This window comes from Williamsia herbipolensis, assembly GCF_000964005.1.
GTDB lineage: Bacteria > Actinomycetota > Actinomycetes > Mycobacteriales > Mycobacteriaceae > Williamsia_A > Williamsia_A herbipolensis.
Genome location: NZ_JXYP01000020.1, coordinates 43,655 through 56,989, shown reverse-complemented (window position 1 = coordinate 56,989; position 13,335 = coordinate 43,655). Strand labels below are relative to the sequence as shown.

Annotated in this window: 13 protein-coding genes; 7 read left to right on the top strand and 6 right to left on the bottom strand. The window is 70.6% G+C overall.

Annotation, left to right across the window (positions count from 1 at the left end; translation table 11 throughout):
• Positions 1–7: 7 nt before the first annotated feature.
• The gene (locus TU34_RS10405) at positions 8–583 is read right to left on the bottom strand and encodes a TerD family protein (protein ID WP_045822810.1); all 576 of its coding nucleotides are present in this window, start codon (positions 581–583) and stop codon (positions 8–10) included.
• A 166-nt stretch (positions 584–749) separates the two neighbouring features.
• Here TU34_RS10405 and TU34_RS10400 point away from each other — a divergent pair, with 166 nt between their 5' ends.
• Genes TU34_RS10400 through TU34_RS10375 form a run of 6 tightly spaced genes read left to right on the top strand, consistent with a single transcriptional unit; the run spans position 750 to position 7,694 of the window.
• Positions 750–1,982, top strand: a complete 1,233-nt coding sequence (locus TU34_RS10400) for a hypothetical protein (RefSeq protein ID WP_052688854.1) — start codon at positions 750–752, stop codon at positions 1,980–1,982.
• A 35-nt stretch (positions 1,983–2,017) separates the two neighbouring features.
• Positions 2,018–3,244 carry an HpcH/HpaI aldolase/citrate lyase family protein gene (locus TU34_RS10395; RefSeq protein WP_045822953.1) on the top strand — a complete coding sequence of 409 codons (1,227 nt, stop codon included), beginning with the start codon at positions 2,018–2,020 and terminating at the stop codon, positions 3,242–3,244.
• Complete coding sequence (locus TU34_RS23545) at positions 3,241–4,524, top strand: phosphoribosyltransferase family protein (RefSeq protein ID WP_045822809.1); 1,284 nt, start codon at positions 3,241–3,243, stop codon at positions 4,522–4,524. Before TU34_RS10395 ends, TU34_RS23545 begins: the two co-directional genes overlap by 4 nt.
• Positions 4,521–5,636 (top strand): cysteine protease StiP family protein, encoded by a 1,116-nt coding sequence (locus tag TU34_RS10385; RefSeq protein ID WP_045822808.1) that lies wholly within the window; start codon positions 4,521–4,523, stop codon positions 5,634–5,636. The genes TU34_RS23545 and TU34_RS10385 overlap by 4 nt, the downstream gene beginning before the upstream one ends.
• Complete coding sequence (locus TU34_RS10380; RefSeq protein WP_045822807.1) at positions 5,633–6,493, top strand: hypothetical protein; 861 nt, start codon at positions 5,633–5,635, stop codon at positions 6,491–6,493. The genes TU34_RS10385 and TU34_RS10380 overlap by 4 nt, the downstream gene beginning before the upstream one ends.
• 46 nt (positions 6,494–6,539) lie before the next feature.
• Positions 6,540–7,694 (top strand): TerD family protein, encoded by a 1,155-nt coding sequence (locus TU34_RS10375; RefSeq protein ID WP_203225440.1) that lies wholly within the window; start codon positions 6,540–6,542, stop codon positions 7,692–7,694.
• 10 nt (positions 7,695–7,704) lie between these two features.
• On the opposite strand, the gene TU34_RS10370 is transcribed toward TU34_RS10375, so the two are convergent.
• The gene (locus tag TU34_RS10370) at positions 7,705–8,040 is read right to left on the bottom strand and encodes a hypothetical protein (protein ID WP_045822806.1); all 336 of its coding nucleotides are present in this window, start codon (positions 8,038–8,040) and stop codon (positions 7,705–7,707) included.
• 228 nt (positions 8,041–8,268) lie between these two features.
• On the opposite strand from TU34_RS10370, the gene TU34_RS10365 reads away from it, so the two are divergent.
• Positions 8,269–8,613: an RNA polymerase-binding protein RbpA gene (locus TU34_RS10365; RefSeq protein WP_045822805.1), complete on the top strand. Its 345-nt coding sequence runs from the start codon at positions 8,269–8,271 to the stop codon at positions 8,611–8,613.
• 28 nt (positions 8,614–8,641) lie between these two features.
• On the opposite strand, the gene TU34_RS10360 is transcribed toward TU34_RS10365, so the two are convergent.
• The 4 genes from TU34_RS10360 to TU34_RS10345 are packed head-to-tail and all read right to left on the bottom strand — an operon-like array spanning position 8,642 to position 13,259.
• Positions 8,642–9,472: a polyprenol monophosphomannose synthase gene (locus TU34_RS10360; RefSeq protein ID WP_082080133.1), complete on the bottom strand. Its 831-nt coding sequence runs from the start codon at positions 9,470–9,472 to the stop codon at positions 8,642–8,644.
• 14 nt (positions 9,473–9,486) lie between these two features.
• On the bottom strand, positions 9,487–11,130 hold the full coding sequence (lnt, locus tag TU34_RS10355; RefSeq protein WP_045822950.1) for an apolipoprotein N-acyltransferase: 1,644 nt from the start codon (positions 11,128–11,130) through the stop codon (positions 9,487–9,489).
• Positions 11,130–12,737 (bottom strand): amidohydrolase, encoded by a 1,608-nt coding sequence (locus TU34_RS10350; protein ID WP_045822804.1) that lies wholly within the window; start codon positions 12,735–12,737, stop codon positions 11,130–11,132. The genes lnt and TU34_RS10350 overlap by 1 nt, the downstream gene beginning before the upstream one ends.
• Positions 12,738–12,785: 48 nt before the next feature.
• Positions 12,786–13,259, bottom strand: a complete 474-nt coding sequence (locus tag TU34_RS10345) for an FxsA family protein (RefSeq protein WP_045822803.1) — start codon at positions 13,257–13,259, stop codon at positions 12,786–12,788.
• Between the last annotated feature and the right edge of the window lie 76 nt (positions 13,260–13,335).

The following is a 13,335-nucleotide window of genomic DNA, read 5'->3' as shown; positions in this document are numbered from 1 at the left end:
TAGCGTGTCAGACGTTCACACCGTAGTCGCGTGCGATCCCGGCGAGTCCCGAGGCATACCCCTGGCCGACCGCACGGAACTTCCATTCCGATCCCGAGCGGTAGAGCTCACCGAAGACCATGGCCGTCTCGGTGGAGGCGTCTTCGGAGAGGTCGTAGCGCGCGAGCTCCTTGCTGTTGGACTGGTCGACCACGCGGATGAACGCGTTGCGGACCTGACCGAACGACTGCGACCGCGAGTCTGCGTCGTAGATCGAGACGGGGAAGACGATGGAGTCGACCTCCGGCGGCACCGCCGAGAGGTTGACCTTGATGACCTCGTCATCGCCCTCGCCCTCACCGGTGAGGTTGTCGCCGAGGTGCTCGATGGAGCCGTCGGGGGAGGTCAGGTTGTTGAAGAAGACGAAGTGCTTGTCCGACAACACCTTCTTGTCGGTGCCGGCGGCGATCGCACTGGCGTCGAGGTCGAAATCGGTACCGGTGGTGGTGCGGATGTCCCAGCCCAGACCCACCGACACCGCCGTGAGGTTCGGTGCCTCCTTGGTGAGAGAAACGTTGCCGCCCTTGCTCAAGCTGACGCCCATGTCAGTCCCTTTCTTCAGTGGTCATTCTGTGGGTAACCGTACGTGAGATCCGACAAACCGTGCGAGGGATCCACCGGGGCAACGGACGGCATGCGCGTGGCGTTCCCGAGCGCCGCCCGCGTACGGCGGGACGTGTCGAAACGGACGGGCCAGTACGATCGCGCTCGTGGTCAGTGGCTGGTTTCGACGCGCTCCGCGTGCGGGCGGCACCCCCACGCCGCGATCGACCGCGCCCGCGCCCCTCGACGGACCCCGCGAGGCGATGGTCCGCGACTTCCTCGCACTCGACCAGCGGCTGTCCATCATCGCCGAGGGTGTCGACGCCGCCGCCGACCTCGCGACCGATCGCTCCCTGACCCGGGAGTTCGAGCCGGTCCGCGCGTCGGTCTACGCCTCCATCGACTGGTATCTGCGGCTGAGCGGGCAGTCGACCGAGCTCCCGGCCGCCGGGACGGGCCTGGTGTCGGAGACCGAGTACCGGCAGTGCTCCGAGGCGCTGCGCACCGCCATCGCCGACCTCGATCGCTTCTACACCGCGCACTCCACCGCCATCGAGAACGCCCGGGCCGTACGTGCCGCCGTCCCCGATCAGGCGGGGGCGACCGCGCGGGCGTCGGACGCCGCGGTCGACGCGGTCGGGGCGCTCGACCCGCATCTGCGGGACTACTCGTCGATCCGGGCCGCCGTGGCCGAGCACGCCCGCGCTCGCGACGCCTTCGACCGTGCGCGCACAGCCGGCGAGTCATCGGTGATCCACAACGCCACCGCCGATCTCGCCTCGGCGGTCGCCGACCTGCGTGCGGCGGTGGTGGAGGCGCCCGGTCGCGCCGAGGAGGTCCGCAGGGCCCTGGCCTCGGTGCGGACCCGCCGGTCGGCGGTCGCCACCCGCGCCCAGCGACTCCCCCAGGCGTATTCGGCTCTGCTCCGGGAGTTCTCTACGGCCTGCTCGGAGGATCTGGTCGGCGACGACCGCCGCGGGGACGAGGCACTCCGATCGGCCGACCACTTCATCGACGCCGCGACCGAGCTGCTCGCCGGTGACCCCGATGCCGCCGCCGAGCGCGTCGCGTCGGCCCGCGGTCGCCTCGCCGACGCCGAGGGGTTCGTCGACGGCGTCACCGACCGCCTCGCGCTGCTGCGCGACGTGCGGGCCGACCCGCGTCGCCTCGAGGCCGACGTCCGTTTCGCCATCCGTGACGCTCAACTCCTGGCGGTCGACCGCCGCCTGGTCCCGCGCTGGGGGTCGGTGCTCGATGCCGCCGCGGCGCGTGTCGAACGTGCCACCGCGGCGCTGGTCGGCACGCACCCCGACTACTGGGGTTACGTGCAGGAGCTGACCTCGGTGTCAGGGTTCGTCGCCGAGACGGTCGCGAAGATGAAGGGCGAGGGGCGCCGGTGAACGCGGCCGGTCACCGCACCGTCACCCACTTCCCGATGCTGTCGTCGTCGGAATCCGAGCGCCTGTTCCACCGACGTCCTCGTGCGGTCGCGATCGACGGCGACGTCGATCTCGTGTCCACCGCGCTGGGGGCGACGCTGTACATCCCCGCCGTGCGCGACAATCTCGCCGACCTCATCGTGCGCGCCGGTGCCGCCGGCTCGGTGTCGGTGGTGATCGATCTCGAGGACGCCGTCCCCGACGAGGACGTGCAGTCGGGCGTCGCCGCGATCGTGTCGACGCTCGACGCGTTGTCGGCGCGGCCGTCGGTGCCGATGGTCTTCGTGCGCGTGCGTCACCCCGGACAGATCGACGAGGTCCTCGACGCGATCGCCGCCGACACCGACACGCTCGCCGGGTTCGTCCTGCCGAAGTTCTCCGCCGACACCGGTCGGTCGTTCCTCGACCCGATCGTGGCGGCCAACACCACCCGCCCCCACCGGCTGCGGGCGATGCCGATCATCGAGACCCCACGGGTCCTGCACCTCGAGACCCGATCCGAGGAGCTGCACGCCATCGCCGAGCTGCTCGACGCGTACCGATCGGTGATCCTCGCGGTGCGGATCGGCGCGACCGACCTCAGCGGCGCGTTCGGCATCCGTCGCGATCCCGACCTCACCATTTACGACGTCCACCCGGTCGCGTCGGTCATCGCGTCGATCGTCAACGTGCTCGGGCGTCGCGACGGCACGGGGTTCATCATCACCGGTCCGGTGTGGGAGTACTACAACGCACACGAACGCATGTTCCGACCGCTGTTGCGCAACACTCCGTTTCGGGAGATCGACGCGGTACGGTTCCGCAACCGCCTGGTCAGCCGGGATCTCGACGGGCTGCTGCGGGAGCTCGTGCTCGACCGCGCCAACGGCCTCCAGGGCAAGACCGTCATCCACCCCACCCACGTCAACGTCGTCCACTCGGTCTGCGCGGTGTCGCACGAGGAGTTCGTCGACGCCCTCGCCGTTCTCAACATCTCCGAGCGAGACCTCGCCGACGTCGGTGCCGGCGGGGCCACACAGTCGGTCACCGACGCCGTCGACGCCGTGGGCACGCCGGCCGCCGACGTCGGTGGTGTGCTGCCGTCGGAGTACCGCAACAAGATGAACGAGCGTCGACCGCACCGCAACTGGGCGATCCGGACGTTGACCCGGGCGACGGTGTTCGGGGTGACCCGCCCCGAGGTCGGGGTCATCGAACTGCTGACGGCCGTGGTGGACCGGTGAGCGATCGGTGGTGGGTCGAGGCTCACCTGGGGCTCCGCGCACACCACGTGGAGTCCTCGGGCGGCCACACCGTCGACGAGCTGATCGTGCCGGGTCTTCGCCGCAACCCGCGCCGGGCGCACCTGTGGGTGTCGACGGTGCTGGGCAAGCACATCCCGGTCGCACCCTCGGCGATCCTGCGTGCGGCCGACGACCTCGCCGATCTCGCGACCGCCGAGCTGTCCCGGAGGGGCCTCGACACCGACATGACGGTGTTCGGGTTCGCCGAGACCGCAACAGGTCTCGGTCACTGCGTGGCGCACCGGATGGCGGCGGCGGTCTACCTGCACTCCACCCGGCGGACACATCCGCAGACACCGGTGTTCGCGACGTTCACCGAGGGCCACTCCCACGCGACCGACCACAGGATCTCCCCCACCGACGCGGACCTGATCGCAGGGCCCGGTCCGCTCGTGCTCGTCGACGACGAGATATCCACCGGCGACACCGCTCTCGACGCGATCGCGTCGCTGCAGGCGGTGGTCCCCCGCGAGGTCTACGTGGTGGCGTCGCTGGTCGACATGCGTTCCGACGACGACCGGGCTCGGTGCGCCGCCGCCGCCCGCGACCTCGGTGTCGACGTCGCGTTCGTCAGCCTGGCTCGTGGGCGGGCCGAGATCCCCGCCGATCTGGTCGACCGCGTCCTCGCCCTTCCCGCACCCGATGCGTCGCCGCGTGCGGCGGGCGCACCGTCGGGTCCGGTCGACACCGTCGTGATCCCCTGGTCGGCGTCGGTGCCCGACGGTGGCAGGCACGGCTTCCTCGTGGGCGACGAGCCCGCGTTCGCCGACCACGTCCGACTGGCTGCCGACGCCCTCGCCGAACGCCTCGACGCCGAAGCACCGGTGGTGGTGATCGGGCACGAGGAACTGATGTACCTCCCGCTGCGCATCGCCGCCGACCTGGAGCAGCGTGGCTGGGATGCGCGCTCGCAGACGACGACACGGTCGCCGGCCCATGTGTTCGACCACCCCGGCTATCCCCTGCGTCACGGGATGGAGTTCCTCGCCCCGGAGGCGCGATGGTCGGGCGAGGCGACGCGACGACACCTCTACAACGCCGCCGCCGGCGAGCCCGGGACCCAACGGGTGCTGGTGGTCGACACCCCCGCCGACACCGCGGAGCTGATGTCCCCCGACGGAGTGGTCGCGGCTCTCACGGGGGCGGGGCGTGCGCTGCTCGTCGCCGTCGTCGGCGCCACCGATTTCGTCGCACTCGCGCGAGCCCGGAGCGATTCGTGACGACACCGGATCCGCTGTACGGACCGACCTTCGGCAGTTACGCCGCCGACGACGTGGCCTGGTTGCTCACCGACCTCTCCGACCGCGAACTCGAGGCCGACATCACCCAGCGCGAGAGGGCGATCCAGGCCGGCACCGCGCACTACGCCGAATCACTGCCCGTCGAGTTCCAACCGGATGCCGCCTACCGCGAACTGTTCGCGACCGTGCTGGCCGACACCGCCGACACCCTCGCGACCGCCGTCGCGGTCGTCACCGAACTCGTCCTGGCCGAACGCGGTCACGACATCGTGTTCGCGTCGCTGGCACGGGCCGGAACCCCGATCGGGATCCTGATGCGCCGCTGGGCCCGACACCGACACGGTCTCGACCTCCCGCACTACGCCGTGTCGATCGTCCGCGACCGCGGGATCGATCCCGTCGCCCTGGAACACATCGCGGCTCATCACGATCCGGCGTCGGTGGTCTTCGTCGACGGATGGACGGGCAAGGGCGCGATCGCGAAAGAGCTCGCCGCGGCGCTCGAGGTCGTCGCCGCCGGCGGTGGACCGCGTTTCGACCCCGACCTCGCGGTGCTCGCCGACCCCGGCCACTGCGTGCGGACCTTCGGCACGCGTGAGGACTTCCTCATCGCCTCGGCGTGCCTGAACTCGACAGTGTCCGGCCTGGTCTCGCGCACCGTGCTCAACGCCGACCTGATCGGTCCGCGGGACTACCACGGTGCGAAGTTCTACGCCGACCTCGCCGACTCGGATGTGTCGAACCTGTTGCTGGACACGGTGTCCGGACGCTATGACGCCGTCGCCGCGGGGGTGGACGACGCCGTCGCGTCGGTGCAGGGCTCGGATCGGACACCGACGTGGACCGGGTGGCGGTCGGTGGCCGAGATCGCGCAGCGGTACGGCATCAGTTCGGTCAACTTCGTCAAACCCGGTGTCGGAGAGACGACCCGGGTACTGCTGCGGCGTGTGCCCTGGCGGGTTCTCGTCCGCGACCCCGACGCGCCCGAACTGCGCCACATCTTCGCCCTGGCGCAGAGCCGGGACGTTCCGATCGAGGTCGTCGACGACCTCGCCTACGCCTGCATGGGCCTCATCAAGGAGATGCGATGACCACCGTCGGCGCGACGGATCTGATCGCGACCGACCTCGATCGCACCCTGATCTACTCGGCGGCCGCGGCAGGGGTGGCGGCCCCCGAGGATCCGCTCGCGATGGCGGAGTTCCGGTGCGTCGAGCTCTATCGCGATGCACCGCAATCGTTCATGTCGCCGGTGGCGGTCGAGCTGCTCGCCGAGCTCGACACCCTCGCCGTCGTGGTCCCGACGACGACGCGCAGTGTCGAGCAGTTCCGTCGCGTCGACCTCCCCCTCGATCGCGGCCGGCGACCGCGATACGCGGTGGCGGCCAACGGCGGCGAGATCCTGCTCGACGGTGTCGCCGACCCGGCGTGGCGCACCGAGGTCGAGAGACTGAGCGCCGCGTGTGCGCCGGTCGACGAGGTGTACGACCATCTCGCCGCCGACTCCGACCCGACGTGGCTGACGAACCTGCGCATCGCCGACGGACTGTTCTGTTACGCCGTGGTCGATCTCCCGTCCATGCCCGGTGACGTGGTGTCGCGGTGGCGGGTGTGGGCGGAGCAGCGCGGATGGAACGTGTCACGTCAGGGACGCAAGATCTACGTCGTCCCCGACCCCCTCACCAAGGCATCGGCCATCGAGGCCATCGGCGAGCGATACCTGCCCGACCGGCCACGACGCGTGTTCGCCACCGGGGACGGGGTGCTGGACATCTCGATGCTCGTCGCCGCCGACCGGTCGATCCGGCCACGCCACGGCGAGCTACAGGAACTCTCGTGGCACCACCCGTCGTTGTCCGTTACGAGCAGTTCCGGGATCGCCGCCTCGGCGGAGATCCTCGAGACGCTGCTCGTCTGGACCCGCACCGACCCGACGCCACCCCGATGACGTCGGACGCGCCGCACAACGACCTCGACGAACAGGACCGCTACTGATGGCAACGACGCTGACCAAGGGACAGAACGGGCCGCTCGGGTCCACCGACGTCGAGATCGCGATCGACCTCGCGACCGCGGGTGATCTGTCCGCGTTGCTCGTCACCGATGCGGGCAAGGTCCGCACCGACGCCGACTTCGTCTTCTTCAACCAGCCGTCGGGTCCCGGGGTCACCCTGGTCAGTGGGTCGGGTGTCGGCACGCTGCGGCTCGACCTGTCGGCCGTACCCGCCGACATCAGCCAGATCCGCGCGGTGATCACCCTCGAGAACGGCACGTTCGGTGCCGTCGCGGCGCCGGTCGCCCACGTCCGCGCCGGCGGTGCCGACGCGTTCGAGTACCGGATCGACGGCCTGTCGTCGGAGTCGATCGTGATCGCGCTCGAGGTGTATCGCCGCGGCGCGGACTGGAAGGTCCGCGCCGTCGGTCAGGGGTACGCCGGGGGCTTCGCGGCTCTGGTCACCGACCACGGGGTGTCGGTCGACGACGCCCCGACCCCGCCTGCTGCGACACCGCCCGCCGGAGCCCAGCCGTGGCCGACGGCCTCCACCGGCGAGGTCAGCCTCAGCAAGGACCGACCGGTCAGCCTCACCAAGGGCCAGCGTGTGTCGCTGCAGAAGGACGGCGGGGTCGCCCTCACCCGCATCACCATGGGCCTGGGGTGGGATCCGATCCTCACCAAGAAGGGTCTGTTCGGGGGTGGACGGTCGTCGAACATCGACCTCGACGCCTCGGCCATGTTGTTCGCCGGCACTCAGCTCGCCGACCTCGCCTACTACGGGCAGCTGGTCAGCAAGGACGGCTCGGTGAAACACCATGGCGACAACCTCACCGGCGAGGGTGACGGCGACGACGAGGTGATCGACGTGGACCTCACCCGGATCCCGCAGCAGATCACGCAGATCCTGTTCATCGTGACGTCCTACCAGGGGCAGACCTTCGAGCAGGTCGACAACGCGTTCTGTCGTCTGGTGGACCAGTCCAACCGCGCCGAGCTCGCGCGCTACACCCTCGCCGGTGGGATGCCGTTCACCGGCATCGTGATGGCGAAGGTCTTCCGTGGCGACGGCGGCTGGAAGCTGCAGGCCGTCGGCGAGGGCATGGCGGCACGACACCCCGGCGAGGCGGCCAAGCAGATCCAGCGTTTCCTCTGACGGGTCGCGGTCACCGCAGGCGTTCGGCGTCGCCGGCCTGCTCCACCAGCCGGCGGCACAGGTCGTCGAGTTCGGCGTGCGACGCACGTTCGGCGACCGCGGTGGCGACGTCCTCGGCCGCGCACCGCAGCTCGAACAGCCGGTCGACCAGTTCGGTGGCCTCGGTGCTCGACAGGATCACCGCATCGGTGGGAACCGCACTGCCGCCGACCGCGGCGCGTTGTTCGTAGGCGCGCTGACGGCATGCACGTTTGCAGTACTTGCGGCGCCGGCCGGTCTCGGAATCGACGACCGGGCGGCCGCACCACGCGCAGGCGTAGGGGCGCCGCCGACGCTCGGAATCCATCAGCGCAGCGTACCGGTGGTGACCAGACGGGCTGTGCACCGTCGGCGGGCGATCCGACGGTGTCGCGGCATGTGACCGCTATGGGAATGGCGGGTATCATTGCGGTGTTCTGGCTCGCAGGCGACCGGTGCCGATCCGCGGCAGCCCGGTCGGCCCGACGTCCCGGCGGCTGCGCGCACCGATCGCCGCATCCCCGGTCGACGAGTCCACAGCAGAGAGGACGACACCATGGCAGATCGAGTACTCCGAGGTAGCCGACTGGGCGCGGTCAGCTACGAGACCGACCGCGACCACGACCTGGCACCTCGCCGCATCGTGCAATACCGCACCGACAACGGCGAACTGTTCGACGTCCCGTTCGCCGACGACGCCGAGATCCCCTCGAAGTGGCCGTGCAAGAACGGCATGGAGGGCACCATCCTCGAGGGCGCCGAGCCCGACGAGAAGAAGGTCAAGCCGCCGCGCACCCACTGGGACATGCTGCTCGAGCGTCGCAGCGAGGCCGAGCTGGAGGAGCTGTTGACCGAGCGGATGGACCTGCTCAAGCAGCGTCGCCGCGGCGTCACCACCTAGACCCCGGGAGGTCGCATCCGCCGGTCGGTCACGACCGGCGGATGCCTGCCTTCTCGAGTCGGTGCTTCATGCCCCACTCGAACACCTTGAAGAACGCCTCACCGATCACGTCACCGCTCATCTTCGATTCGCCGATCTGGCGCTCGGTGAACGTGATCGGCACCTCGCTGACGGTGAAACCCGCCTGAATCGTGCGCCAGGCGAGGTCGATCTGGAAGCAGTAGCCGTGGGAATCGACCGACGCGATGTCGATCTTCTCCAACACCGCGCGGCGGTAGGCGCGATACCCCGCGGTGATGTCACGTACGCGCACGCCGAGCGCCAGCCGCGAGTAGGTGTTCGCGCCCTGCGACAGCAGCTTGCGCCGCTTCGGCCAGTTCACCAGTGATCCCCCGGCGACGTACCGGGACCCGATGACGAGGTCGGAACCGGCATTGATCCCGTCGAGCAGCCGGTGCAGCTGCTCCGGCGCGTGGCTGCCGTCGGCGTCCATCTCCACCAGCACGGCGTAGTCGCGCTCGAGACCCCATCCGAACCCGGCGATGTAGGCGCCACCGAGGCCGCTCTTCTCCGCGCGGTGCATGACGTGGATCCGGTTGTCGGCGTCCGCCGACGCCAGCTCGTCGGCCAGTGCACCGGTGCCGTCGGGGCTGCCGTCGTCGACGACGAGGACGTGCGCCGCCGACAGGGACGCGTGCAGACGGCCGATGATGAGCGGCAGGTTCTCCCGCTCGTTGTAGGTCGGGATGATCACGAGCGTGCCGGCGCCGTCGGGGCCGACCGGGCGGGACGGATCAGGGACGCCCGACGGATCAGGGGCGCCGGACGGGCCGTGGCCCTGCGGGGTCCGCGAATCCATGGGTCTCCTTCGACTCAGGTCTGCTCGCCGCTCGACCCCGTCGATACCGCGGTGGTCAGCGGCTCGTCGCGCGAGGTCTCGGCGCGCACATGTTCGCCCAACTTAATACGCCGGACCAGCGCGACCAAAAACCCGATGACCGTCAACGCGACGAGCACGGCTTGCGGGATCGCCCCGGCGCGCGTCGCCGGGGTGCGGTTCACGTGCAGCGGGATCGTCGAGACCAGTGTGCCGGGGGCGAAGAACTCGGTGCGGGAGGTCACATGCCCGTCGGGCGCCACGATCGCGCTGATGCCGCTCGTCGCCGCGACCGCCACCGCGCGCCCGTGCTCGACGGCCCGGATCTGCGACATCGCGAGCTGCTGGTAGGTCATCTGGGTGCGGCCGAACGTGGCGTTGTTGGTCGGCACGTAGAGGAACTGGGCCCCGGCGTCGACCGCTGACCGCGCCGAGCGGTCGAAGGCGACCTCCCAACAGGTCGACACGCCGACCCGCACCGAACCGTCGGCCCCCGTGACCGGGACGGTCAGCGCCGTGCTGCCGGTGCCGGCGCGGAAGTTGCCGGCCTTGTCGGCGTAGGAGGAGAAGTGGCGGAAGAACGACCGCCACGGCAGGTACTCGCCGAACGGCTGCACGATGTGCTTGTCGTAGCGACCGATCGGACCGTTCGCCCCGTCCCACACCAGGACGGTGTTGGTGGGCCGTCCGTCGGCGTTGTCGATCAGGGTGCCCACGAGAATCGGCGCGCCCACCGCGCGCGAGGCCGCGGTGATCTCCTCGGCGGCGTCGGAGTTGTCGAGCGGATCGATGTCGGAGGCGTTCTCCGGCCACAGCACGACGTCGGGTCGGGGCTGGGTGCCGGCGCGGATCGCGTCGGCCAGCCGCAACGTCTCGGCGACGTGGTTGTCGAGGACCGCGCGGCGCTGGGAGTTGAAGTCGAGACCCAACCGCGGCACGTTGCCCTGGATGGCGGCCACGGTGAGCGTCGACCCGGGGCGGTCGGCGGGTGTGTTCGCGGCGTGCACCGACGGCCACATCGCGGCGGCGGCGATCGGACCCACCGCGACCGCGGCGACCGCGCCGGACAACCGCATCCGCATGGCCTGCGGGCGGGTGATCGCGAGGATGACCACGGCGGCGACACCCGCGCCGGTGAGCGCGACGACGAACGACAGGCCGGGTACCCCGCCCAGGGCCGCGACCGAGGTCAGTGGGCTGTCGACCTGTCCGAAGGCCGTTGCGCCCCAGGGGAAACCCCCGAAGGGGAACGACGATCGTGCCCACTCGACGGTCACCCAGCACAGGGCGAACCACACCGGTGCGACGCCCAGACGCATCGTGAGCGTGGCGATCGCACCGAACAGCGCGAGGTAGAGCGCGAGGACGATCGACAACGCGACCCATGGCAGCGGGCCGACGTAGACCCCGATCCACGGCAGCAGCGGTAGCCAGAAGGCGGCGCCCCACACGAAGCCGCACCAGGTGCCCATCCGGACGCCGGGCCGGTCCACGGCGAGCGCCGCGTACAGCAGGCCGAGCGAGACGACACCGAAGAACCAGAGGTTGCGCGGCGGGAACGACGCCCACATCGCGACACCACCGGCGGCGGCGGTCCCCGTCCGGATCAGCCAAGTCCGGATCACCGGTGCTCGGGTCATCAGTTGGGCCTGCGGTAGATGACCTCGCCCGCGCGCACCGTGCGCAGGCACACCGGCAGATCGACGCCGGGGGTGACATCGGGCAGGGCGGGGACGCGTGACCGGGGATCGGTCGACCAGCGGGCGACGCTGTCCGAGGACCCGGCGGTCACCATCTCCCCCACCTCCCACACGGCGTAGTCGGCGGGTGCGCCCGGCACGAGGGTGCCGCGGTCGCGATCGGTCTCGCCGGCCGCGCGCCACCCGCCCCGGGTGCAGGCCGCGAACGCGGCGCGCGGCGACACCGCGTTGCGGGGGTTGTGGTGGTGGACGGCGGCGCGGATCTGCTCCCAGGGGTGGATCGCGGTGACCGGGGCGTCGGAGCTGAAGGCGAGGGTGACCCCGGCGCGTGCCAGCGCGGCGAAATCGTTCAGGGTGGTGCCGCGCGGCAGCCCCAGCCGCTGTTCGTAGAGGTCACCCGGTCCGCCCCACAGGGCGTCGAAGATCGGTTGCATGCTGGCGGTGACGCCCGCCCGCGCGAGCACCTCGGCGGCGGCGGCGTCGACCATCTCGGCGTGCTCGATGCGGTGACCGCACCGCGCGACCGCCGCCGCCCCCATCTCGTCGATGAGTGTGGTGAACGCGCTGACCACGCACGCCGTGGCCCCGTCGCCGATGAGGTGGAAGCCGGCCTGGACGCCGGCCTCAGTGCAGGCCCGCAGGTGTGCCAGGACGGTGTCGTGGTCGAGATAGTCGACGCCGTGGTTGTCGGCGTCGTCGGAGTAGGCGTGACACAGCCACGCCGTGTGCGATCCGATGGCACCGTCGATGAACAGGTCACCGGCGAGTCCGTCGGCTCCGGTGGCCTGCATCAGCGCACGGGCATCGTCGGCGGTCGCCACGGCCTGACCCCAGAGCCGCCGTACGCCGACCGGGTGGTCGAGGTCGGCGATCGCGGCGAAGTCGTTGAGCCCGCTGATGTCGGGGCCGCCGTTCTCGTGGACCATCACCACGCCGTGCGCCACGGCCTCGTCGAGTGCGCGCAACTGGGCGCGACGACGCTGGGTGGGCGTCAGGAGCTCGCGCGCGGCGCCGCGGACCAGGTGGTGTGCCTCGGCGGTGAGCGGCTGTTGAGGGTCGTACCCGTGGGCCTCGTCGACGCCGGCCGCGATCAACCGCAGCGCCGAGGAGGCCACCGCGGAGTGTTCGTCGATGCGCGCGAGGTAGACGGGGCGGTCACCGACGATGGCGTCCACCTCATCGGTGGTGGGGCTGGCGTGATCGGTCCACTGCGAGTCGTCCCACCCGAGACCCCAGATGAGGTCACCGCCGGGGGTGTCGGTGGCATGCGTGCGCAACAGTTCGAGGCACTCCGCCCGGCTCGTCGCCTCCGAGAGGTCCAGTCCGGCCAGCGACAGGCCCGTCGAGGTGAGGTGGACGTGGGAGTCCACGAACGCCGGGGCGACGAAAGCGCCCGCGAGATCGTCGATCTCGGCGTCGGGGTGCAGGGCACGACCGACGCGGTCGGACCCGATCCAGGAGATGACGCCGTCGGTGACGGCCATCGCGGTCGCGTCCGGGGAGACCGGCGAATAGATGTGTCCGCCGACGAACAGTTGAGTTCCCACGAGGGTCCAGTGTGCCCTGTGCGCGCGCGGGTACCGGCGTCAGGCCACTCAGCCGATCGAACGCCATCCCGGGGTGGCTCCGGGCGACGCGGGATGTGTCGGGTCGACGACCTCGCCCTCGACGACGATCCCGCGGCCGCCGGCGGCGCCGTAGCGGTTCATCGCCGTCACGACGCGACGGGCGCCGAGTGCGGCGACGAGCGGGCGTGCCAGTGCCCGGACGGGTCCGAGCAGCAGCGCGATACCGAGCACCGTGCTGACGATGCCCGGCAGGAACAGCAGGAACACCGAGCCGGCGAGCAATGCGGTGTCGGTGAGCGGTCGCACCGAATCGGTGGAACCGTCTGCCGCGGCACGGAGTTCGGCGAAGACGCGCGCACCCTGGCGACGCAGCAGCGCGAAGCCGATGATCACTGCGGCGAACGTCGCCAGCAGCGTCCACCAGAACCCGATCGCGTACACCAGACCGACGAACGCGCCGATCTCGACGAGCAGGTAGGTGGCGAACACGGCGAGCTTCATGGCGATCAGTCCTCGGTTGTGGTGATGGAGTACCGGGTCAACGAACGAGGGACCGATTTTTCTCCCGGACGGCACG